Genomic DNA, 23,432 nt, shown 5'->3' with positions numbered 1-23,432 from the left:
CGTGGTAGTGATCAGTTGCCTTCCGGCAACGCACAGGCGAAGCGTTACAGCAGAGTGGCCGGCGTCAGCAGGTCCGTCAGCGTTCTGGCGATATCCCGGATGTTGGTGACACCTGAGTCATAGCAGCCGACGACATCTTCCGGCATCAGATACGGGTTGACGCCCACGTCCGCTGGATTGGCCAGCAGGTCGTCGATGCCGCGATCCACCACGACCGGTTGATGCGTCATCGGATTGGTGCTGACCAGCACGGCGCGTCGCGAACCGGACGTCGCCTGGATACCACCGACACAGTTGGCGTTGATCACCCCCTGCAACATGCGCACGCCGTAAGGCACCTGGGAGCGCAGCACCGTGTAATTGCTGACATTGTTGTTGTTGGCCGGTGTGGTCAGGTTGGAGGCATAGATGACGATGCCCGGCGCGGTGATGGGGGACGGGCGCATCAGCGCTGCCTGGAAGGCACCGCTGGAGGGCACATGGATGCGATCCCCTTCACGCAGCCAGGGGTTGGCGGCATATTCGCCATCGATCAGGCCGCGCATGTCGAGAATCTGTGTCTGGTTGTCGCGAATCAGTTCGACGTGGCTCAAATCCGCGTCCGGCCGCACGCCGCCAGCCGTGGTCAAGGCCGCTGACAGCCGCCGTTGCTGGCTGGCATCGCCTCCGGCAAAGTCGCGACGCACCATGCGCTCTTCCGGTTCGCGGGCATTGACGACGGCTTCGCCCGGGAAGAACACTGCCCCGGAGACGGCGACCGCCAACGGCGCCCATTCCTCGAGACGAACGCTGACATGGGCCAGCCCCGGGCGGATCAGCTCTTCCTGTATCAGACGCTCGGTGATCTCACGTGCCAGGGCATCGATGGTCTGGTTGGAGGCATCGACCGGCGAGAGCCAGGGCAGGCGCAGACGCCCATCGTGATCCACCTCGTAGCTGCCATCGAACAGCTCGCTGCCGGCGACCCTGACGTTCACTCGATCGCCGGCGGCCAGGCGCTGGTCATCGCTTGCAGGCCGATGGGAAAAGCGATCATCGGCCTGCGGCGTGGGCAGCTCCAGGGGCCAGTAGGTCACCTGTTGCCAGTGCTCTTTGGCCGGAGTGTCGTCCAGCATCAGCGGCGTGCAGCCGCTGATCAGACCGGCGAGCATGGCAATCCCTGAAAGGCGGCGTGAGACTTGGGTCCATGAGGTGAGGCGTGCCAGGGAAGACGTCATCAGGCTACCTCGCGAGAAGACCCTGGCGCGTGGGCATCTGGCACCAATAGCGGGTCGCGCTGATAGTAGATGTCGAAGAGTTCGAACAGGCGCACGCGTTCCAGCTCGGTCTGCATGATGGGAGAGGGTTCCACCACGATCAGAGCCTGCGGTGACAAAGCATCATGCAGGCTGACCAGCACGGAAAGTCCGTCGGCATCGATGGCTGTCACATGACTCAGATCCACTGCCAGCTTGCCGGTGTGGTCAGGGATCATCGCGAGCATCTCCTCGCGGAAATAGCGCGCGACCTCGCCTGTCAGCTGAGCCGGCGGCGTGATCATGGTGCCTTGGTCAATTCTGGTGGTGATGGGCATGGCGAATTCCCTGTGCCTGCCGTCACCGGCTGGCGCCATGTCGGGCCTGCGGTGCGACTTGTTATCTTTATGCACTATGCCGCACAAGCATCGTTTGCCTGTCGTCGCGGTGTCAACGACATGACGGGAATTGTCTCAGTCCTGACTGATGAGATGTCTGGTTTCTTCTCCTTTCTTCACCCTTCCTATCTTCCTTTCTTTCATCCTTCCCTGCTTTTCTCTTCTTCCGGCTCAGCCTGTCGACGGCCGAGACAGTTCAGGGAGCTTGTCTCTCAATCTCCCGACATCGCTGGCGCCTTGTGGGGCGTTGCCAGCATGGCTCCCCAATGACGGAAGCGCAGCAGCAACAACAGCCCCGGGATGGCGGCCAGGGTGCAGATCCAGAAGAAGCTGTCCCAGCCGGCGGCATCGGCCAGATAGCCCGAGGGGGCGGCGATCACCACGCGTGGCAAGCCCATGATCGAGGAGAGCATGGCATATTGGCCGGCGGTGAAACGCTTGTCGGTCAGTGCGCCCATGAAGGCGATGAAGGCGGCGCTGCCCATGCCGGCCGCCAGGTTCTCGAATGCCACCACTCCGGCAAGCCAGGCCAGCGAGTCACCGACGTGATGCAGCCAGATGAAGCCGGCTGTGGACACCATCTGCAGGATGCCGAACCACCACAGTGCACGGTAGATGCCGATTCGCATGATCATCAGGCCGCCGAAGAAGGTGCCTGCCAGCAATGGCCACAGGCCGAACAGCTTCACGGTCGCGCCGATCTGTGAGTTGCTGAAGCCGATCTCCTTGTAGAAAGGCGTCGTCAGATTGCCTGCCACGGAATCGCCGAGCTTGTAGAGCAGGATGAACAGCAAGAGCCAGATGGCCCCATCACGTTTCATGAAATGGCGGATGGGGTCCCAGAGGATCTCGTGCAGGTGATGGGCACGCGGCGCTGCCTGTGCCTCGGGTTCCGGCGCCAGCAGGGTCACCAGCATGCAGGCTCCCAGGGTCGCGGCCATGATCAGGTAGGTCATGCGGAAACCGATCATGTCTGCCAGCACCAGGCCACCGGCCGAGGCCATCAGCATGCCGATGCGATAGCCATAGACATAGAAGCTGGAGCCCAGCCCCAGTTCGTTGTCCGGCAGATGCTCACGTCGGTAGGCATCGATCACGATGTCCTGGGTGGCACTGAAGAAGCTTACGGAAAGCGCGATGGCCCCCATGGTCAGCGGCGACATGTGCGGGTCCTGCAGGGCCAGCAGCGCGATCAGCGCGGTCAGGGCCAGCTGCGCGATCATCAGCCAGCCGCGTCGCCGCCCCAGTGCGGGCGGCATGATGCGATCCAGCAAGGGGGCCCACAGGAACTTGAGGGTATAGGGCAGGCCGACCAGTGCCAGAAGGCCCACGGCGTCCAGTGATACGCCGGCATCCGTCATCCAGGCCTGCAGGACACTCCCGGTGAGCAGCAGCGGCAGGCCTGAGGCGAATCCCATCAGGAACGTGATACCATGACGGCCAACGAGTAAGCGTAAATCCTTTGAAGTCAAAGCCTTGCCTGTCCTTGCAGAGAGTGTATCCGCGCGGGAGTCGCGCGTGACCCATGGCCATGCGCCACATGCATCGTCAATGGCGGGATTGTCGCACTGCCTGAGCGCAAGGGCCATGCATTGTCCTGAGGTGCCGCTGACCATCAGCTGGCTGGCGTGATGAAGGGCTTGCGTCGGGCCCCTGTGGGCAGGTAGGCAATGAGAGGTCATCATGAGTGAAGTCCGAGACGCTGCCAAGGCGCACTGGTATCTGATCCAGTGCAAGGGTGGAGAGTCCTTCCGTGCGGCGGAGAACCTCACCAATCAGGGATTTCACGTCTTCCACCCCCTGCTGGAAGTGGAAAGAAAGCGCGGCAGCAAGCTGCGCTGGGTGGAAGAGCCCCTTTTCCCCTACTACCTGTTCATCCGTCTGGATCAGGTGGACGACAACTGGCGCCCGATTCGCTCGACACGTGGCGTGCTCAAGCTGGTCAGCTTCGGCACGACCCCGACACCGGTCCCCACCTCGCTGGTGGAGGCGCTGATCGCCAATGGTGAGCAACGCCAGGAGCAGCCAGCCGAGAACCTCTACTTCCGTGCCGGCGAGCAGGTCGAGATCATCGATGGGCCGCTGAGTTCGCTCAGTGGTGTCTTCGAGAGTGCCAAGGGCGATGAGCGCGTCATCGTGCTGCTCAATCTGATCAATCAGCAGCAGCGCGTCGAGCTGTCCAGTCGTCAGCTGCGTCGTCGCGAATCCTGAGTCTCGGTGCCTGCGCCCTCCGGGGAGGGCGTGAGCTCACCGCACTTGTCATTTCTGGAGTTGTTTCATGTCGATTACCGTTCAGCAGGTGGTCAGCCTGCACTACACGCTGCGTACCGCAGATGGCACCGTCCTGGACACTTCTCGTGATCGGGAACCGATGGATTACCTGCATGGCCATGACAATATACTTGCCGCTCTGGAATCCGCGCTTGAAGGTTGCAGCGTCGGCGACAGCAAGGTCGTCAACCTGACGCCGGCGGAAGGCTTCGGTGAGCGGGATGAGGGGCTGGTCCAGTACTTCGGGCGTGATGCCTTCGGCCCGGGGGAGCTTGCACCGGGCATGCGCTTCCAGGCGCGAACTCCCGAAGGGCAGCGCTCGGTGACCGTACTGGAAGTCGGTGATCAGCAGGTCAAGGTCGATGCCAATCATCCCCTGGCCGGTCAGGCCCTCAGCTGGGATGTCGAGGTGCTGGAAGTGCGCGATGCCACTCGGGCCGAGTTGGCAGCAGGCCATCCGCTGGGGCTTGAGGTGAGCCATACCGAAGTGGAAGACAAGAAGGTGCGTCGCTGAAGTCGCGCTGATGCCGCATGCCGCATGCCGCATGTCGCTTCAGGGGTCTCCCTGTCGCTGATCAGGAAGGCGCTTTCGATGATGATCGAAGGCGCCTTCTTCGTTTCGGGTCTGCTTCGTTTCGGGTCTGCTTCGTTTCGGGTCTGCTGCGTGTCATTCCGGGACGGATTCATGGGAGCGAAGCGCCCATGAATTGACGTGGATCATGAAGGCAGCGGCATGATGCCACCCAGGCTCACGAAATTGACGCATGTCATCTTCGCCTGCCGATGATCGCGATAGAGTGCTCATGTCGAGACGGGCGGCGTACGAGGATGCCGCATGGGGCATCATGCTTCGGGGGAGATACTCTTCGAGGTGTCGGAAAGCGGCGCAGGCCACCGTCTGGTCAGGGAGGAGTTGCAGGGCGTCGGTTGCCGGCAGAGGCAGGCGCTTGAGGAAGCCCCTTGGGGAAGGGGAAAGCCAGGGATGGCTTCACTGCCAGAATCGGGCATGCAGGTGCCCGATTCACCGTCAGGGGAGGGGGAAACCCCGCTGGCCGGCCTTCGGGTCGGCTTTTTTTCGTGGCAGGAAAGCAACGCCTCATGTAAGCCGTGCTTCTCGGGCACCGTCGTGTTGACCCCGACGATGAAGCAGCGCCGCAGGAAGTCTGCGGCGCTGCTTTTGTCGGAACTCCCCTGCCGCTGGCCAGGCTGGTCTTTCGCCGGTGGATTCTCACCACCTGCAGGGTGGCGGGAGTCGAGACCTTACCTCGGCCGTCTTGGTCAGCTCTGGTTGCTGGTGATCTCCCTGGGCGTCGCCTCACCGGATGTCTTGACCTTCGGCGCGGCCTTGTCGCTGACCGGCTGACCCGTCGTTATGGCGCTGTTGCCGGTCTTGTCGAGCGTCAGTGTGGTCTTCATGCGTTCGAGCGTGTTGGCACTGATGCCCTTGACCTCAGCCAGCTGATCGACGCTGGTGAAGGGGCCATTGGCCTTGCGCCAGGCGACGATGGCCTGTGCCTTCTTGTCACCGATGCCCTTGAGCTGAGTCAGTTGCTCAGGGGTGGCGGTGTTGATGTTCATCTCGGCAGCCTGCGTCAGAGGGGTGAAAGCCATCAGGCCTGCGACGACGAGTGATCCCATCAGAGTTTTCATGAGCTTTTCCTTGTTTCATGATGATTGTCGGGGCGTCCGGTCGGGCCGTGATGCCCTGTGCCCAGCACGTGAATCACTGTGGCTGAAGGATGAGTTTTGTAGTCATTAAGAATTAAACGGTTCCTCATCCCTGGGGCCGCTTCAGCGCTCAACGCGCGAAAGTGCTAGCGCGAATAGCGAGCTGATTCGATTCGGCTTTCTCTGAGCTTACAGGTGCGTTGGTGGGCGCTATAATGTCGCCCCGAGCCCATGACCCCCTGTCATCGCGCCTAGTCTCATTGCCCGGAGCCCGGATGCCTGCCACGACTTCCCCCCTGATCATCGCCCTCGATTACCCGGATATGGCCGCCGCACTGGCCATGGCGGACCAGCTGGATCCGACGCGCTGCCGCGTCAAGGTGGGCAAGGAGCTGTTCACGCGAGTAGGGCCGGACATCCTCAAGGCGCTGCATCAGCGCGGCTTCGAGGTCTTTCTGGATCTCAAGTTCCACGATATTCCCAATACCACCGCGCAGGCCGTGCTGGCGGCTGCCGAGCACGGTGTCTGGATGACCAACGTGCACGCCGGTGGTGGCGCGCGCATGATGGAAGCCGCCGCCAGTGCACTGGCCACGCGCCAGCTCGAGACGCGCCTGATTGCCGTGACCGTGCTGACCAGCATGGAGCAGAGTGATCTTGCGGGTATCGGTCTGGATGTCACGCCACTGGCCCAGGTCGAGCGTCTGGCGAGCCTTGCCCAGCAAAGCGGCATGCACGGTGTGGTGTGCTCGGCGCGCGAGACACCCAGTCTCAAGGCGCTGTGTGGGCCGGACTTCCTCAAGGTGACGCCCGGTATCCGCCCGAGCTTTGCCCAGGCCGGTGATCAGCGACGCACCATGACGCCGGGCGAGGCAATGGCGGCTGGCAGCACCCACCTGGTGATCGGGCGTCCGGTCACTCAGGCCGAGAATCCCATGGCAGCGCTTGCCGCCATCGAGACGGAGCTTGGTGGCCGGGCGTAAGTCAGCGCCCGAGGGGATGTGAATCGCGGGGTGTCACTCTCGAGATAGGCCGAACTTCATGTCACGCGTGGACGCCAGCGGCTCTGGACAAGCGGCTGGCGTCTTGAGAGTGGCGTTCGGGGTGTCGACGCTCAGTCGGCTGATGTCAGTCCCCAGCTGACCTGCACATCACTTTCCAGTGACAGCTCGCCGGGACGATACTCGTTGCCACCACTCTTGCCTTCTGCCATGTCGGCGCGCATGGCCATCATCGGCGGGCGAGGGCTCTGGGAAGATTCATTGATCGACTGCACATCACCCAGTGTCGCTCCCAGCGTCTCGGCCATCAGTTCGGCCTTGTGGCGTGCCTTGGTCAGGGCTTGCTGCAGTACCTTGTCCTCGAGTGCTGCACGATCACTGAGCTGATATTGCACGCCCGCCAGCTGATTCACCCCCGCTCCCAACAGCAGGTCGATCACCTCCGGCACCTGGTCCAGATTCTTCAGCGAAATGCTGATCGGGCGCTCGAGATGGGTACGCTGCCATTGCTGCGGGTTCTGATCATTGGCAGTGCGCTCGTAGTAGCGCTCCGGTCGCAGGGTCAGGCTGCCCGCCTTGATCAGGCGACTCTCGATACCGGCGCTTTCCAGTGCCTGGATCAGCGAGCTCATGCGGCCTTCCAGTGTCTGGCGGGCCTGGCGCGCGGCTTCTCCCTGCTTCTGACTGTCCGGTGCCTTGTCGTCCACCTTGCTGGCCGGTGTCTTCTCCCAGAGACGCGCCTCGATGCTGGCCTTGTCCGGCGCGGCTTCGATGCTGGCACTGGCACTGACATGGACAAGCGCCGGTGCAGGTGTCTGGTCAGCCTGTGCCGTACTTACGGCGCTGACGGCACTCAGTGCCAGCACCAGCCCTAGCCGCAAGAAGGAATGCTGGACGCCTGAACTCGCGTCGGCAGTTACGGATGGCAGGATGCGGGGCATGGAAACTCCTTTTTGGCACATGGCGATATTGTCATATGGTGATATTTTCATATGTCGATATTGACACAGAATGATGGCGTGAACGTCCGACATCGCGTGGATCACGATAGCACTTCGCACGAGACGCGCTGAAGCGATCGTGTGCCTCGATCAGGCATCTCATGGCGTCAGGGACGTCGCGGTCATACAGGAGCGATACCATCAATACCGTCACGCTATCTCAGGGGCGACGCGCGCTCCTCGGGGGACTGTCAGCGTTGCTGCTCACCGCAATGCCGTCGCTCGCCTGGGCGGCGAGTCTTTCCGTCGTGGATGATGGTGGCGAGACGGTGACGCTTTCCCGGCCCGCTCATCGTGTGGTCACCCTGGCGCCCCATGCCGCGGAGCTGGTCGCGGCGGCGGGAGGGCTTGCACATCTGGTCGCCGTCAGCCAGGGCAGTGATTACCCGCCACAGGTCAAGACACTGCCGCGTGTCGCGAGCTATCAAGGGCCGAATCTGGAGGCGGTGCTGGCGACCAGACCCGCGCTGATCGTGGCGTGGGGCAGCGGGCTGTCCGCGGAAATGCAGGCGCGCCTGGCGGCGCTGGGGCTGACGACCTTCCTCAGCGAGCCCAGGACATTGGCGCAGGTACTCTCCAATATCGAGCGCCTGGGGGTGTTGATGGGCACCCGGCCCGAGGCAGAGGCCTACGTGGCGCGTCTCGAGAAGCGCATCAGTCACCTGGAGGCACGCGATGGCATGGAGGGCGACGCGCCCTTGCCGGTCTTCTTCCAGCTGGGCGAGAGCCCGATGACGACTCTGGCAGGAGGGCATCTGGTCAATGAATTGATTCGCCGCTGCGGGGGAGAGCCGTTGTTGTCTGACGCCCCCACCGTGGTGCCTCAGATACGCCGTGAAGCGCTGTGGCTGGCAGGGCCTCGGCTGATTCTGCATCCGGTGGCCGCAGGCGCCCCCCGTGAGCGTTGGAAGGCAGCCTGGCGAGCCAGGGGTGGCCCGCTGGCCTCGGTGGCGCTTGTCGGACTGGATCCGGACCCGGTCAGCCGTCCGGGGCCGCGCAGCGTCGAGGCGATGGCGCAGATCTGCCATGCCATCTCGGTGCAGCGCGCAGCGCGGTGACGTGGGTCGAGCTGCTCAGAAGTCGATGCCGCGGCGCGCCTTGAGGCCATGATTGAAGCCGTGACGTATCTCGGTCATCTCGGTGACGGTATCGGCACAGGCAACGATCTCGCGGTTGGCATTGCGTCCGGTGATGATGACGGTCTGCTCCTCGGGGCGACCTTCCAGCGCCGTCATCACCTCTTCCAATGGCAGGTAGCCGAACTTGACCATGTAGGTCAGTTCATCAAGCACGACCAGATAGACGCTTTCATCGCGCATCAGGCGCTTCGCTTCCTGCCACACCGCCTGACAGGCCGCGGTATCGGCGTCACGATTCTGGGTGTCCCAGGTGAAGCCGGTGGTCATGGCGTGGACTTCCAGATTGGCATCCTCGGCAAGGCGCTCACGCTCCCCGCACTCCCACAGTCCCTTGATGAACTGGATGACACCGACCTTGTAGCCATAGCCGAGTGCCCGGGTGATGGTGCCCCATGCAGCGGTCGTCTTGCCCTTGCCGTTGCCGGTGAAGACCAGCAGCTGGCCGCGCTCCTCATTGGCCTGTGCCACCTTGTCGTCGACATGTGACTTGAGCTTTTCCATTGCCGTCTTGTGGCGGGTATTGCGGTCCGTCATGCGTGTGCTCCGTCAGTCATTGTCACTGCGCCGCTCTCGGGGCGGCGCAGTGAGGAGTGTGGCCCGTCGTCAGTCATAGGTGCTCAGAAATAGAAGGTCACGCCGCCTTCGACGTAACGCCCCTGGGTGTCGTAGCCGTTGACCAGCTGATAATCACGATCGAAGACGTTCTCCAGCTTGGCGCTCAGCTTGACGTTCTGCATCACCTGCCAGCTGGTGCGCAGGTCGAAGACGCCATAGCCGGCGGTGCGAGTGTCCGTGTAGGTATCGGCATCGGTATCGCTGCGGCTGGCACTGCCACGCAGCGTTGCTCCGAAGCTCCAGTCGGCGAGGGCGTAATCGGCATCCAGGCGCGCAAAGCGCTTGGCCCGACGTTTCAGCTGCTCTCCTGTCTCGCGGTCTTCCGGGTCCTGCCAGGTCATGGCGAGATTCACGCTGAGCGCGTCACCTTTCCAGCCACTGCTCAGCTCGATGCCACGGATGCGTGAGCGGTCGATATTGATCGGCGTGAAGTCGGCGCCTTCGTAGCTGATCAGATTGTCGATATCCGTCTGGAAGGCATTGACGCCCACATGCCACCGCTGCTCCTGCAGACGCCAGAAGAGTTCGGCCGTGGTGGAGGTCTCGGCATCCAGATCCGGGTTGCCTGAGCCGTAAGGGCTGTAGAGATCGATCAGGTTGGGGGCCTTGAAGGCGCTCGAGTAGCTGGCGCCGAGCTGCTGTGCCTGAGTCAGGTCATAGGCATAGCTGGAGCCACCGGTCATCTGATGACCATAACGATTGTCATCGTCATACCGCAGGCTGGTGGTGACGTGATGGCGTTGTTGCTGGAGCTGCCAGCTGCCATAGACCCCCGTGGCATAGCGGCTGTCCACTTCATAGCCGTCGGCGGTGAAGTAGGGGCCATCGGCGTCCAGACTTTCCTCGCGGTGATCCACCCCCAGGCTGAGCGTGCCGAGGTCGGTGTAGAAGTCGTGGCGCAGGCCGATCTCGTTGCGGGCACTGGCGACACGCCCGGCATCGCTGCCGGCTTCAGTGTTCTCGTACTCGTCGCGCGTACGCGCCACGCTGACCGTCATGTCCCAGTTCGGGTTCAGGTGGGTCAGCAGGCTGGCATCCAGTACCAGCTGGCTACCTTCTCCGCTGCAGTCTTCAGAGGCACTGAAGCTGCTGTCGTAGCAATCGTCGTAATCGTAGTCCGTGTCGGTCTTGGCGACGCCGAGAGACAGCGTGGCTCGCTGGCCGAAGTCGTGCCCAAGGCGCAGTTCGGCGCCCGTGGCCTCGTAGCCATCATCTTCACTGCCGGTATCGCGGGCGGAGAAACCATCGCTTTCATCATGATGGAGATTGGCGGAGAGACGCGTGTCATCTTCCACCGAGCTGAACTGGGCGTTCTGGCGGAAGGTGCCGTCGCTGCCGGCGCGCAGCGTGACTTCCGCGTGCTGGCCGACTTCGCTGCCGCCACGCGTGATCAGGTTGATCACGCCGCCGATGGCATCGGCGCCGTAGACGCTGGCGCGCGGCCCCCGCACGATCTCGACACGTTCGATGGCAGACAGCGGCAGAAATTCGAAGTGCGCCAGGCCATCGGCGCTGTTGGCGATGCGCTGGCCGTTGACCAGGATCAAGGTGTGATCGGACTCGGTGCCGCGCATGAACAGGCTGGTCTGGCTCCCCATCGGACCGCTGCGCGCGACTTCGATGCCATTGCGCGACTGCAGAAGGTCCACCAGCGAGCTGGCCTGCAGGCGTTCGATCTCGTCACGCGTGATGACGTCGGTGCTGGCCAGCACATCATTCTGCAGCTGGGGGATGCGATTGGCGGTGACCTGAACGGTCTCCAGGCTATCCGATGAAGGGGCGGTGGTCTCCTGTGCCGCCAGGGCAGGAGGTGTCAGCAGTAGACTGCCCACGAGGGTGTACTTGGCCTGCGCGTGCGCGCGACCACGGGTCTTGTAAGTATTCATGAATGATCCTCAAGCGTCAGACGCAATGAGGAGGACAGGCGTGACAGGGTGCGTGGATGCACATCGTCGCGGCGTGCCCCTTTGAAAAAGGACATCCCGACGAATTTGCCACTGGTGAGGCCCTCCGCATCAACCAGTGTGGAAGCGAGGGCCGGTCTCCGGACTGACGCCTGGCGGACGTCCTGTTGGAACGTCTCACCCCCTCATGCGCCTTCCCACCTCCTTCCCTTGAGGGTCGTCACGAGGACGTCCCGGAGGCAGTGGCTGGTCATCTCGACCGGCATGAGCGTTGCGATCACCGTTGCGGGGGCAGTACGGGGCTTTCACCCGATTCCCGAGCACCCAGGCTTCTACCCGAGCTATTGTCTGGGGAGGGCGACAGGGAGTCAATCGGCAGGCCATGTCGTATGCCGGTCTGGCGTTCGCTGGCTCGTGACGCGGGCTGGATACGACAACGCCCGCACTGGGCGGGCGTTGTCGAGAGGTCACCTGACGGCGTGTCTCACTCGCATGCGAGGCTTGCGATGAGCGTCACAGCGACAGGAACAGTCCGGCAAGACTGGCTGACATCAGGTTGGAGAGCGTACCGGCGAGAATCGCCTTCATGCCCATCTGCGCGATGTCACTGCGGCGGTTCGGTGCCATCAGTCCCAGGCCGCCCATCAGGATGGCCACGGAGGACAGATTGGCGAAGCCACACAGCGCGAAGATGATGATCGCTTCGGAATGCTCGGACAGCTTGATCTGATGGCTGGCGAGGTCGGCGAAGGCGACGAACTCGTTGAGCACCAGCTTCTGACCGATGAAGCTGCCGGCCTGGATGGCTTCATGCCACGGCACGCCGATGACCCAGGCGACCGGCGCGAAGGCGTAGCCCAGCAGCAGCTGCAGCGTGATGTCCTGATAGCCGAACAATCCACTGACCCAGCCGATGATGATGTTGCCCAGCGCGATCAAGGCGATGAAGGCCAGCAGCATGCCGCCGACATTGATGGCCAGCTGCACGCCGGATGCTGCGCCGGACGCGGCAGCATCGATGACGTTGGTCGGGCGATCGATGTCCTTGCCCAGGGCTTCCTCGACACTCTGGGTCTTGGATTCGGTCTCCGGGATCAGCATCTTGGCCATCAGCAGGCCACCCGGGGCTGCCATGAAGGACGCTGCCAGCAGGTACTTGAGGTCAATGCCCAGCGAGGCATAGCCCACCAGCACGGAACCGGCCACGGAGGCCAGGCCACCGGTCATCACCGCGAACAGTTCCGAGCGGGTCATGCCGGCGATGAACGGACGCACGACCAGCGGTGCTTCGGTCTGGCCGACGAAGATGTTGGCCGCGGCGGACAGCGATTCGGGACGACTGGTGCCGAGAATCTTCGAAAGCCCACCACCCAGCACACTGATCACGACGTTCATCACGCGCAGGTGGTAGAGCACCGCGATCAATGACGAGAAGAACACGATGATCGGCAGCACGCGCAGAGCGAACACGAAACCACCGCCACCGAAGACTTCGAACATCTTGTCGCTGACCAGGCCACCGAACAGGAAGTCCATGCCCACGTTGGCGCTGGACATGACGGCCTGAACCCCTTCGCTGAGACCGAGCAGCATGCTCTTGCCGGCGGGAACGTAGAGTACGAATGCCCCCAGCAATGCCTGGATGGCAAAGGCCCCCAGTACGGTGCGCAAGCTGATGGCGCGTCGGTTTTCAGATAATAGGAAGGCGATCCCCAGGAGGGCTAAGACGCCCACCAGGCCCATGACGATCTGCATCAAGCAGCTCCTGAATGCGTAGGTGTTACGTTGAGGACAAGGCAATAGCGCTGGCTGCCGGACAGGGCTGCCAAAACTGGCGCGTACTCTACCAGCATTTTGGGCGGCTGTCGGAGTCTGCCACTAACGTTTTAGGCATTTTTTGTGAATCCCGCTTCGCGGCTGTGCGCCATTCGCCACGAGGCCCGCAGGAAGCGGGCCTCGTGGTCAGGGGGTTGGCATCATCTCCGGGCGCCGTGCTGTCTGCGCGCATGCCGTTTTCGGGATGCATTCAAGCCGTCATCAGGCTCGGCCACCGGGGAGACGGCTGGCGGGCAGGGGGCCGGAGCCCGTGGCGGTGCCGGGATTCGCGGTGGAGCGGGTGGAGGAACTCGCGTCAGAGCCTGCCCCTTCTGCGGCCTGGGATGACTTGCTCGATTCGGCCTTGTCCGCCTTCGATTGTGCCGGTCGGGTCAGCTCAGGCGAGTCGGCATAGATCAGGCTGATCAGCGTCTCACCGGCCTTGGGTTCCAGTGCGACGGCGGAATTGGCGATGCGAATCCGGCCCTGGCTGCTGATGCAGAACAGGGTCAGCAGGCGGTCATCATGAATCCGGCGATAGTCCTCGAGACTGAAGTTCTCGCTGATGCGGGCACGCCGGAACTCCGCCCCCTGTGACAGCAGGCTGGCCAGCTTGGCGTAGGTGATCTGACCATCGAACAACAGTGGCAGGTGGCCGAGCGCCTGGTCCTGCTGGCGCTTGGCATTCTTGCCATTGTCCTCGGCGAGCCGGAAGACCCGGCCGTGGCCGAGAATGTGCTCGAAATGCAGCGCCGCGAGGCTGTTGAGCTCTCGATAGGGCGAGAGCGGCATGAGATGGCCGATGCCCGTCAACTCGAGATGCTGTGAGGCATGCTCGGACAGCGGGTTGCCGTAATAGACCGGCAGGCCTGCCATGCGGGCTTCCTGTACCGCGTCCCAGTTGGTATCGGTCAGGCGTACCGAGAAGCCGGCATCCACCAGCTCGCGGGCGACCAGGCGCGACACCGAGTTGGCCCCGAGAATCAGGAAGCCCGAGGGCGGTGGCTCACCGACACCCAGCACCTTGACGATGGGGCGTGACAGCAAGCTCTGGATCACCACCGTGCCGATGATGACCAGGAAGGTCATCGGGACCAGCATCTCGGCGCCTTCGATGCCCTGGGATTCGAGCTTGAGCGCGAACAGCGAGGCCACGGCGGCCGCGACGATACCGCGAGGAGACAGCCAGGCCAGCAGCGCCTTCTCGCGCAGCGTCAATTCGCTGCCCAGGGTGCACAGCCAGACAGTCAGCGGGCGCGCGACCCACATCAACACGGCCAGGAAGACCCATGCCGGCCAGGACAGCAGCGAAAGCTGCTCGACGGTCAGGCGCCCCGCCAGCAGCAGAAACAGCCCGGAAATCAGCAGGACGGTGAGCGTCTCCTTGAACTCGATGATCTGCTGGGTAGGCACGCCGCGCATGTTGGCCAGCCATACCCCCATGACGGTCACGGTCAGGAGTCCGGATTCGTGAAACAGGGTATTGGAGATGGCGAAGAGTCCCAGCATCACCATCAGGGTGCCGAAGTTGTGCAGCTTCTGGGGCAGCCAGAAGTGGCGCAGCACCAGCCCCCAGCACCAGCCGCCCAGCGCGCCCATGCCAAGGCCGAGGCCCACGGTCTGGGCGAACAGCACCAGGGTATGTGACACCGCATTGCCGGTCATGCCGAGCGCGACGTACTCATAGACAAGTACCGCCAGCAGCGCGCCCACCGGGTCGATCATGATGCCTTCCCAGCGCAGGATCTGGGTCAGGTTGCCGCGCGCGCGCAGGGTCTGCAGCAATGGCATCACCACGGTCGGGCCTGTCACCACCAGCAGGGCCCCGAGCACGGCGGCCATCTCCCAGCGCATGTCGAGCAGATAATGCGCCGCCACGGTACCGATCACGCCGGTGATCACCACCCCGGTGGTCACCAGTCGTCTGACGATGTGCCCGTGTCCCCGCAGGTCCTTGAAGTCCAGCGTCAGACTGCCCTCGAACAGGATCACCGCCACTGCCAGCGAGACCAGCGGGAACAGCAGGTCTCCCAGCAGTTCATCCGGCTTGAGCCAGCCCGTGACGGGGCCGGCAAGGATGCCAACGATCAGCAGCGGCAGGATGGCGGGCAGACGCATGCGCCAGGCCAGCCATTGACAGCCGAGAGCCATCAGACCGATCAGGGTCAGGGCCAGTGCGGGTTCCGTCATCGGGAAGCTTCCTTGGAGTCAGCGAAAATGAGCGGTGCCACTGACGCGGTCACCGCTCATCGAATCGTCTTGTCTCGGCCAGGTGCCAACATCACGGCTGGCCGGAAGGGCGCAGACTAGCGATTGATTCCGTGGTATGCAACGTCGCGTTGCCTTATCGCGCTCCCCTCATGTCATTCCTCCTGCACGGCCACTGGGCCCCCTGGCTGTCACTGCGCGCGACGCACCAGTGGCAGCAGCGCCTGGAGGGGATGCGGCAGCTGACGTTCGGAGAAGCGTTTGCTCTGGCTGCGACAGGAATAACCACTGGCCACCAGCTTGCCCTGATTGGCCTCGTCCTCGACCACCGCCTTCCACGACAGCTCATAGATGGCACGTGAGGTCTCGAGATTGCGCGCTTCGTGACCATAGGTGCCGGACATGCCGCAGCAGCCGGTGGAGAGTGTCTCGAGGCTGAGACCAAAGGCGGCATACACCTGCTGCCAGGCCTTGGCGGACCCCGGCGCATTGGTGCTCTCGGTACAGTGGCTCAGGAGTGTCAGGCCCGGGTCCATCTTGCCCAGCACCGTCTTCGTGACACCCACCGGCAGCAGCTTGCGCAGGCTGATCAGCCACTCCTGAAGCAGCAGGACATCCGGCACGGCGTCCGGGCCGAGGGTCTTCACATACTCCTGACGATAGGTCAGGGTCATCGCCGGGTCGATGCCGACCAGCGGCACGCCGAAATCGGCGATCGCCTTGAGACGCTTGGCCTGGGCGCGCGCGGTGCGCTGGAAGGCGCCGGTGAAGCCCTGTACCTGCAGCGGCTTGCCATTGGGGGCGAAGGGCGCGACGAACACCCGAATGTCGAGTCGTGACAGCAGCTCGATGATGTCCATCACCAGCTGGGCCTCGAAGTGGCTGGTGAAGGCGTCCTGCACCAGGATCACGCTTCTGGCCTTCTGGGACTCGGTCAGGCGGCCGAGCTGGGTCGGGGTCGCCTCCGAGACGCCCCAGCTCTTGAGCTGTCTGCGCAGACTGGCGCGCGACAGGCGTGGGGCATCGACCATGCCGATCGGGCCTTCCAGCAGACGACTGACCAGGCGATTGGACAGCAGGCCGTTGTAGAGCGGGGTGACGCGCTCGGCCCACGGCAGCACGAACTCGAGGCTGCCGATCAGGTAATCGCGCAGCGGACGCTGATAGCGATGGTGATAGACCTCGAGGAAGCGGCTGCGGAAGTCCGGCACGTTGACCTTGATCGGACACTGGCCCGCGCAGGACTTGCACGCCAGACAGCCGGCCATCGCCTGATAGACCTGCTGATCGAAGCCGGCCTCCTGAGCGCTAGTCTGCGTCTGTCCACCACGACGCGCCTTCAGCGAAGCGCCGATGCGGGTCGGCAGACGCGCCAGCCACAGGCCGGCCCCCTTGAGGCCCGGCGTCCGGGCGGCCTGCGCCTCGGCGATCACGTCCCGTCCGGCATTGCCTTCCAGGCGCAGCCATTCACGCATCAGGCTGGCGCGTCCCTTGGGCGAATGGATGCGCTGACGCGTCGCCTTCCAGGACGGGCACATGGCGTCGTTGGGGTCGTAGTTGTAGCAGGCACCGTTGCCGTTGCAGTAGACGGCGCTGGCGTATTCCTGCCACACGCGCTCATCGATCTGACGATCGAGATCGCCGCGCATGGTCACGTCATCGATGCGCATCAGGTGGGGGTCGAAGGCCTCGACGGCGCTGTCAGCGTGATCACGCTTGTCGCTCTCGCTCTCGCTCCCACCTTCGCTGGCGCCAGCGTCATCGACCAGCGTCACTGACAGGCGGGGCGAGGTGATCTTGCCCGGGTTGAGCTGATTGCGCGGGTCGAAGGCCGCCTTCACGTCCTGCAGCGCCCCATAGAGGCTGCCGAAGAAGCGGGGGGCATATTCCGAGCGCACGCCCTTGCCGTGTTCGCCCCACAGCAGGCCACCGTACTTGTGGGTGAGGGCGGCGACCTCGTCGGAGATCTCGCGAATCATCGCCTGCTGGGCGGGGTCCTTCATGTCGAGTGCCGGGCGTACGTGCAGCACGCCGGCATCGACATGCCCGAACATGCCATAACGCAGGCCGCGGGCATCGAGAGCGGCGCGGAATTCGGCGATGTAGTCCGCCAGATGCTCCGGCGGAACGGCCGTGTCCTCGACGAAGGGCAGCGGACGGGCTTCTCCCTCGACATTGCCCAGCAAGCCCACCGAGCGCTTGCGCATGCCATAGACGCGACTGATCTGCGCACGCCCACGCGCTTCGGTGAAGCCGAGGCGCTCGACGCTGGTGTCACTGGCCAGATGCTCGCTGAAGGCGGCCACCTTGGCGTCCAGTGCCGCTTCGCTGTCGGCATTGAATTCGATCAGGTTGATGCCGCCGATGGCCGGGGAGCCCTCGGCACTGGCCGGAAAGAATTCCTCGACGCTGTCCCACACGAAATCCTGCATGGCCAGGTTGAGCACGGTGTCATCCACCGTCTCGATGGAAGTCGGACGGTTGCCCTCGACCGCCATCAGCGTCTTGGCGTCGCGCAGCGCGTCCATGAAGCTCGCGTAGCGCAGGTTGATCAGCGTCGAGCAGGGCGCGATGGGCAGGGCATTCAGTTCGGCCTCGACCACGAAGCCCAGCGTGCCCTCGGCGCCGCACAGCAGACTGTTGAGGTTGAAGCGCCCATCGGCCTCGCGCAGGTGGGCGAGGTCGTAGCCGGTCAGGCAGCGATTGAGCGGCGGGAAGATGTCGGCGATTTCCTCGGCACGCTCATCGGCGATGGCGCGCGCGGTGCGGTAGATCTCACCGACGCGATCCTCACGCGCACACAGTGTCTCGAGCTCGGCATCGTCGATGGCATGGCTCGCCAGTCGCGTGCCATCCAGCAGCACGCTGTCGAGCGTGATCACGTGGTCACGAGTCTTGCCGTATTCACAGCTCCCCTGGCCGGACGCATCGGTATTGATCATGCCGCCGATGGTGGCACGATTGGAGGTCGAGAGTTCCGGGGCGAAGAACAGACCATGCGGCTTGAGCGCGGCATTGAGCTGATCCTTCACCACGCCGGCCTCGACCCGTACGCGGCGCTTCTCGACATCGATCTCGAGAATGCGGTTCATGTGGCGCGACACATCCACCAGCACACCATCATTGAGTGACTGGCCATTGGTGCCGGTACCGCCGCCACGCGGTGCCAGGGTGACCGCCGCGAAGCGGGGGTCGTTGGACAGCCGCGCGATGCACTGGATGTCCTCGGCATGACGTGGATAGACCACGGCCTGAGGCAGTACCTGATACAGTGAGTTGTCAGTCGACAACACGGTACGGTTGGCGTAGTCCGGACTGATGTCACCGGCAAAGCCTGCATCGCGCAGGGCGGCCAGGAAGTCCAGGTAGAGGGCATCGACGGGGGCAGGCGTATCCAGCAGGCGTTCGGTCATGATCTCGCTCGGGCAGTGAGTCGCGTCAGGCAGGCCACGTGGGCCGATGTGCCTAAGCTTACCTGAGCTGAAGGCGTGGCCCCAGCATCAAGGGGCATCCTGCGCTGTTCCGTCAGGATAATCCGGTCATCCGAGTCAGGACTGACTACGCTAGAAAGGGGCTAGATCGCCGGGAAGTTCCCGCCACGTCTCGTTGTGGCACGCCCCTTCATGCGGGAGCTTCTCGAGGCAATCCCCCTTGCCGCATCCTCTGCCGTGAAGGAGCTACCGATGCAGGATATCGGCAGAGGCACCATCGACCGACACCCTTGTGGTTTGCTCGTTTCCTTTCTCTCAGCAGGAGCCGTTCCATGGCATCGTCATCCTATCCCTCGACCTCCACCTGCCATCGCGAATCCCGTCAGCCTCCTACGCGACTGGGGGTGCTGGGCGTGGGAGAACTGGCGGAGTCTCTTCTGGTCGCGCTGGCGCGAGGCTGCCTGCGCGATGGGCGCTCGCGGCATGATCTGGAGTTCCACCTCTCGCCGCGCAATGATGTCCGCAGCCACCGTCTGGGCTGGCGTTTCGGTGCCGTCCGCCACGCCAGCAACGTCGCGGTATGCGAAGCCAGCCTCTGCGTGTTGGTCGGGGTCCGACCGCAGCAGCTGGAAGCGCTGGCCATGGAACTGCGTGAAAGCCGCGCTCTGAGCAAGGACCATCATCTGATGGTGATGGCGGCCGGTGTCTCACTCGCCAACCTGCAGCGCTGGTTCGCGCCGGCCAGGGTGGTGCGCGTAATGACGGGGCTGGCGGTGTCCGAGGGGCAGAGCGCGCTCACGCTCTATCCGGAAGACCCCCTCACGCGGGACCTGCTCAGTCCGGCAGTCCGGCAGGTGATTGCCTTCGAGGAAGAGGCCGCCTTCGAGGCCAGCATGCTGGCAGTCTGCGTGAATGCCTGGCAGCTGGCCCAGCAGCAGGCGCTGCTTGACTGGTTCCAGACTGTCCCCGGCATCACCGGGCCGCAGGCCCGCCAGTTGTTGATGACCCAGATGCGTGATGCCCTTGCCCTGATGGAAGCCCACCCCGATACCCCGCCGGGCGAGCTTGCCTCGCGCATCGGCACGCCCGGCACCTGGACGGCACGCGGGCTTGAGCAACTGGGCGGCAAGGACGGTGCCCACCATCGGTGGCAGCAAGTGCTGGATGGGCTGAGAAGCGAGCTGAACTGATTCCATGGCCGTCGGTCATCACGGGCGGCGAGTCATGCTTTGCTGAACCCGTCTTTCCCGTGACCCGAGTTCCCCGCGTCCCGCGATTTTCTTACACTGGCAGTCAATGACATGCCTCAGGTGCGGCTGCGTACCTGAGGCATGGTCTTGTATTTCGACAGCTGGACGAGCCGTTGGCGGCTCATGACATGAGGCAGATGCGAGACATGGGAACCTGGTTGGCAGTAGCAGCGGGCGGCGCCATCGGCGCTCTTGGACGTTATCTGGTCAGTGGCTGGATCACGGGAACGGCGGGTCGAGGGTTCCCCTGGGGGACGCTCGGGGTCAATCTCCTCGGCAGCTGCCTGATGGGCTTCCTGTTCATCTGGGTCACCCAGGAGCTCAAGCTTGCGCCTGTCTGGCAGGCGATCATGGTGGCCGGCTTCACCGGCGCCTTCACCACCTTTTCCACCTTCGCCCTCGAAGCGCTCAATCTGATGATCAGCGGGCGCATGCTGGCAGGGCTGATCTACGTCGCGGTGAGCGTGGTGGCCTGTCTGGGCATGGTGGCGCTCGGCATGAAGCTCGCCCGCGCCCTGCTGTGAGCGACGGCCTGCCCCCGGGTGGCTGCCTCGGCATTGCGGCGGCTGCGAAGCGGGGCGTGGCTGAGGTAGACTAGTGCGCATGACCTTACCGTGCCGCGATGCGGCCTGAGTGAACTGACGAGAGAGCCTTCCCACATGCTGGACCCGAAACTTCTGCGCGCCGATCTTGACGCGACCGCCGAGCGCCTCGCACGTCGTGGCTATCAGCTGGATACCGAGGCCTTCGCCGCCCTGGAAGCGCGTCGCCGTGATCTGCAGATCGAGACCGAATCGCTGCAGAACGAGCGCAACACTCGCTCCAAGTCCATCGGCAATGCCAAGGCTCGCGGTGAAGATATCGCACCGCTGCTGGCGGAAGTCAGTGATCTGGGCGAGCGCCTCGACGCCGCCAAGAAAGAGCTCTCCGAGCTGCAGAGCAAGGCGGAGGCCATGGCCGCCAGCATCCCGAACCTGCCCAACGCCGACGTGCCGGAAGGCGCCGACGAGAATGACAATGTCGAGTTGCATCGCTGGGGCACCCCGCGTGAGTTCGATTTCGAGGTGCGTGATCACGTTGACCTCGGGGAACTCAAGGGGCAGCTCAACTTCGAGCTCGCCGCCAAGATCACCGGTTCACGTTTTGCCATCATGCACGGCTCCATCGCACGCCTGCATCGTGCGCTGGTGCAGTTCATGCTCGACAAGCAGACCCTCGAGCACGGTTACGAAGAGTTCTACGTGCCCTACATCGTCAACCGTGAATCCTTGATGGGCACCAGCCAGCTGCCCAAGTTCGAGGAAGACCTGTTCAAGCTCAATGACGATCGCGAATTCTTCCTGATCCCGACCGCCGAAGTGCCGCTGACCAACATGGTGCGCGACGAGATTCTCGACGCCAGCGATCTGCCGCTCAAGTTCACCGCGCATACGCCGTGCTTCCGCAGCGAGGCGGGTGCCTATGGTCGCGATACCCGCGGCATGATTCGCCAGCATCAGTTCGACAAGGTCGAGATGGTGCAGGTGGTCGAGGCGGACAAGAGCTATGACGCACTGGAAGAGATGCGCGGCCATGCCGAGGCCATCCTGCAGGCGCTGGAGCTGCCGTACCGTGCCGTGACGTTGTGCACCGGCGACATGGGCTTCGCGGCGGCCAAGACCTATGACCTGGAAGTCTGGCTGCCGAGCCAGAATACCTATCGCGAGATTTCCTCCATCTCCAACTGCGAAGACTTCCAGGCACGTCGCATGCAGGCACGCGCCCGTGTCGAAGGACAGAAGAAGCCGCAGCTGGTACACACACTGAATGGCTCCGGCCTGGCGGTGGGACGTTGTCTGGTCGCGGTGCTCGAGAACCATCAGAATGCGGATGGTTCCATCAGCGTGCCGCAGGCGCTGCGCAGCTACATGGGCGGTGTGGACACCCTCAACGTCTGAGGCCCGCCGCGCAGCTCCGCTCGCGCCCCGAACCCCCGCTTCCTGCCGGAAGCGGGGGTTTTTCGTCTGCGGCTCTGCTACAACGTGCCTTCGGGGTCGTTATGCTTATTGGTTATTTTAGAGAGTGTTTCTTATGCTCTAAAATGCCGTTCATCGAAGGCTGCTACCCAGCCTCGCCCCGTTTGTGGATATGCCCATGGAATTTCTCAATCTCTCTTGTGATCCTTCACGACTCCAGCTGTGCCTGATCGGCGGTGGCCAAGAGGCGCTGGCGCTGGCCGAGCGCTTTGCCGGCCTGGGGGCGGATCTGTGTGTCTACGGCGATGCCCGAATGCCGGCGCTGGAGAGACTGTGCGGTCAAGAGGGCTGGGAAGTGGCCGATACGCTGTTGCCGGTGCCTGCACCCGGCCAGCTGTGGCTGGTCGTCACGGGTAGCGAGGGCCGGGACCGCGGTATCCTGCGCCACGCGCGTGAGCAGCATGTCATGGTGTTTGCGCCGCGTCATCCAGCGGACTCCAGCGTGCGTCTTCCGCCCCGGCTGGTCGCGGGCGAGGCGGTGTTGCCGGTGAAGGAGGAGGATCGCTTCACCGGCACGCATGGTCAGGTGGCGCTGGTCAGCGCCGGCCCCGGCGACCCGGAGCTTCTGACCCTCAAGGCATTGCGTCATCTGCAGCAGGCCGACGTGATCATCCATGATCGGCTGGTGAGTCACGAGATTCTGGCACTGGCCAGGCCTGAAGCCCGCCGGCTGTATGTCGGCAAGGCGCGCAGTGACCACAGCGTGCCCCAGGAAGGCATCAATCAGGCACTGGTGGACTATGCGCGCGCTGGTCATCGCGTCGTGCGCCTCAAGGGCGGCGATGCCTTCATCTTCGGGCGTGGTGGTGAGGAACTCGAGACGCTGGCGGATGCCGGGATCAGTTTCGAGGTGGTGCCAGGTATCACCGCGGCCTCCGGTTGCGCCGCCTACGCCGGGATTCCGCTGACTCACCGAGATCATGCCCAGTCGGTGCGTTTCGTCACCGGGCACCTCAAGGATGGCAGCTGTGACCTTGACTGGGAGGCGCTGGCACGTCCCGCCCAGACCCTGGTGTTCTACATGGGGCTGGGCAGTCTGGCGCTGATCTGCGAGCAGCTGATCCACCATGGTCTGGCGGCCAGCACGCCGATCGCGCTGGTCGAGCAGGGCACTACCGCGCGTCAGCGCGTGCATGTGGCGACTCTGGCGGAGATGCCGGCACAGGTGGCGGGGCAGGGGCTCAAGCCGCCGACGTTGATCATCGTCGGGGATGTCGTCAGGCTGCATGATTCCCTCAAGTGGTTCTCGCCGACAGCCGACAGCAGCCTTGGCTGGGAAGATGGCAAGCACCCGACGCCGCTGGCCCAGGTGAACACTGCCTGAGAGAGGTGAGGCTTCGAGCATTCAAGTAATCAAGACGCCGCCCCGGTTCCTGCCGGGGCGGCGTCTTGTGTCATGAGGTCCCGTGGCGCGCAGCGAGCGTCGCGCGGTACGCCTTGGGCCAAGGTCGAGATGACGCAGACAGCGATTGCGCCTATTG

The 23,432-nt window shown here is 63.7% G+C and carries 18 protein-coding genes and 1 riboswitch; of the genes, 8 read left to right on the top strand and 10 right to left on the bottom strand.

The window, feature by feature from the left end:
- Nucleotides 1–44 precede the first annotated feature (44 nt).
- The 3 genes from QD228_RS01655 to QD228_RS01645 form a co-directional block, all read right to left on the bottom strand.
- On the bottom strand, nt 45–1,151 hold the full coding sequence (locus QD228_RS01655) for a polysaccharide biosynthesis/export family protein (RefSeq protein ID WP_279874231.1): 1,107 nt from the start codon (nt 1,149–1,151) through the stop codon (nt 45–47).
- A 65-nt stretch (nt 1,152–1,216) separates the two neighbouring features.
- Nucleotides 1,217–1,573: an STAS domain-containing protein gene (locus QD228_RS01650; protein WP_176502807.1), complete on the bottom strand. Its 357-nt coding sequence runs from the start codon at nt 1,571–1,573 to the stop codon at nt 1,217–1,219.
- A gap of 272 nt (nt 1,574–1,845) precedes the next feature.
- Nucleotides 1,846–3,051: an AmpG family muropeptide MFS transporter gene (locus QD228_RS01645; RefSeq protein ID WP_103751364.1), complete on the bottom strand. Its 1,206-nt coding sequence runs from the start codon at nt 3,049–3,051 to the stop codon at nt 1,846–1,848.
- 265 nt (nt 3,052–3,316) lie between these two features.
- Between QD228_RS01645 and rfaH the strand changes: the two genes are divergently transcribed.
- Both rfaH and QD228_RS01635 read left to right on the top strand, forming a co-directional pair.
- Nucleotides 3,317–3,844: a transcription/translation regulatory transformer protein RfaH gene (gene rfaH, locus QD228_RS01640; RefSeq protein WP_077371768.1), complete on the top strand. Its 528-nt coding sequence runs from the start codon at nt 3,317–3,319 to the stop codon at nt 3,842–3,844.
- Nucleotides 3,845–3,911: 67 nt separating this feature from the next.
- Complete coding sequence (locus QD228_RS01635; protein ID WP_077371771.1) at nt 3,912–4,418, top strand: peptidylprolyl isomerase; 507 nt, start codon at nt 3,912–3,914, stop codon at nt 4,416–4,418.
- A gap of 764 nt (nt 4,419–5,182) precedes the next feature.
- Here the strand turns inward: QD228_RS01635 and QD228_RS01630 are convergent.
- Nucleotides 5,183–5,554 (bottom strand): helix-hairpin-helix domain-containing protein, encoded by a 372-nt coding sequence (locus QD228_RS01630; protein ID WP_279874227.1) that lies wholly within the window; start codon nt 5,552–5,554, stop codon nt 5,183–5,185.
- 293 nt (nt 5,555–5,847) lie between these two features.
- On the opposite strand from QD228_RS01630, the gene pyrF reads away from it, so the two are divergent.
- The gene (gene pyrF / locus QD228_RS01625; protein WP_084209187.1) at nt 5,848–6,555 is read left to right on the top strand and encodes an orotidine-5'-phosphate decarboxylase; all 708 of its coding nucleotides are present in this window, start codon (nt 5,848–5,850) and stop codon (nt 6,553–6,555) included.
- A gap of 131 nt (nt 6,556–6,686) precedes the next feature.
- Here the strand turns inward: pyrF and QD228_RS01620 are convergent, their stop codons facing one another.
- A complete protein-coding gene (locus tag QD228_RS01620) occupies nt 6,687–7,514 on the bottom strand; it encodes an SIMPL domain-containing protein (RefSeq protein WP_279874225.1) in 828 nt (275 codons plus the stop codon).
- Between the two features lie 257 nt (nt 7,515–7,771).
- On the opposite strand from QD228_RS01620, the gene QD228_RS01615 reads away from it, so the two are divergent.
- Nucleotides 7,772–8,632 (top strand): ABC transporter substrate-binding protein, encoded by an 861-nt coding sequence (locus QD228_RS01615; protein ID WP_279874223.1) that lies wholly within the window; start codon nt 7,772–7,774, stop codon nt 8,630–8,632.
- Nucleotides 8,633–8,647: 15 nt separating this feature from the next.
- Here QD228_RS01615 and cobO read toward each other — a convergent pair whose 3' ends face one another.
- From cobO to QD228_RS01590, 5 genes are all read right to left on the bottom strand, one after another.
- A complete protein-coding gene (cobO, locus tag QD228_RS01610; protein ID WP_077371790.1) occupies nt 8,648–9,247 on the bottom strand; it encodes a cob(I)yrinic acid a,c-diamide adenosyltransferase in 600 nt (199 codons plus the stop codon).
- Between the two features lie 83 nt (nt 9,248–9,330).
- On the bottom strand, nt 9,331–11,214 hold the full coding sequence (locus tag QD228_RS01605; RefSeq protein WP_279874221.1) for a TonB-dependent receptor: 1,884 nt from the start codon (nt 11,212–11,214) through the stop codon (nt 9,331–9,333).
- Between the two features lie 131 nt (nt 11,215–11,345).
- Nucleotides 11,346–11,587: riboswitch (cobalamin riboswitch) on the bottom strand.
- A gap of 158 nt (nt 11,588–11,745) precedes the next feature.
- Entirely contained in the window at nt 11,746–12,987 is a 1,242-nt protein-coding gene (locus QD228_RS01600; protein WP_077371796.1) for a NupC/NupG family nucleoside CNT transporter, read from the bottom strand.
- 282 nt (nt 12,988–13,269) lie between these two features.
- Nucleotides 13,270–15,237 carry a sodium:proton antiporter gene (locus QD228_RS01595; protein ID WP_279874219.1) on the bottom strand — a complete coding sequence of 656 codons (1,968 nt, stop codon included), beginning with the start codon at nt 15,235–15,237 and terminating at the stop codon, nt 13,270–13,272.
- 209 nt (nt 15,238–15,446) lie between these two features.
- Nucleotides 15,447–18,668, bottom strand: coding sequence for an FAD-binding and (Fe-S)-binding domain-containing protein (locus tag QD228_RS01590; protein ID WP_279874217.1), 3,222 nt, complete (start codon nt 18,666–18,668; stop codon nt 15,447–15,449).
- Nucleotides 18,669–19,018: 350 nt separating this feature from the next.
- Here QD228_RS01590 and QD228_RS01585 point away from each other — a divergent pair, with 350 nt between their 5' ends.
- From QD228_RS01585 to cobA, 4 genes are all read left to right on the top strand, one after another.
- Nucleotides 19,019–19,876 (top strand): hypothetical protein, encoded by an 858-nt coding sequence (locus tag QD228_RS01585; protein ID WP_077371804.1) that lies wholly within the window; start codon nt 19,019–19,021, stop codon nt 19,874–19,876.
- Nucleotides 19,877–20,082: 206 nt separating this feature from the next.
- Complete coding sequence (gene crcB, locus QD228_RS01580) at nt 20,083–20,460, top strand: fluoride efflux transporter CrcB (protein ID WP_084209182.1); 378 nt, start codon at nt 20,083–20,085, stop codon at nt 20,458–20,460.
- Between the two features lie 135 nt (nt 20,461–20,595).
- Nucleotides 20,596–21,873, top strand: a complete 1,278-nt coding sequence (gene serS / locus QD228_RS01575) for a serine--tRNA ligase (RefSeq protein WP_279874215.1) — start codon at nt 20,596–20,598, stop codon at nt 21,871–21,873.
- A gap of 196 nt (nt 21,874–22,069) precedes the next feature.
- Nucleotides 22,070–23,275, top strand: coding sequence for a uroporphyrinogen-III C-methyltransferase (cobA, locus tag QD228_RS01570; protein WP_308477990.1), 1,206 nt, complete (start codon nt 22,070–22,072; stop codon nt 23,273–23,275).
- Nucleotides 23,276–23,432 lie beyond the last annotated feature (157 nt).

Source organism: Cobetia sp. 3AK (assembly GCF_029846335.1).
In the GTDB taxonomy this organism is placed as follows: domain Bacteria; phylum Pseudomonadota; class Gammaproteobacteria; order Pseudomonadales; family Halomonadaceae; genus Cobetia; species Cobetia marina.
This window is presented reverse-complemented; position numbering and strand designations above follow the sequence as displayed.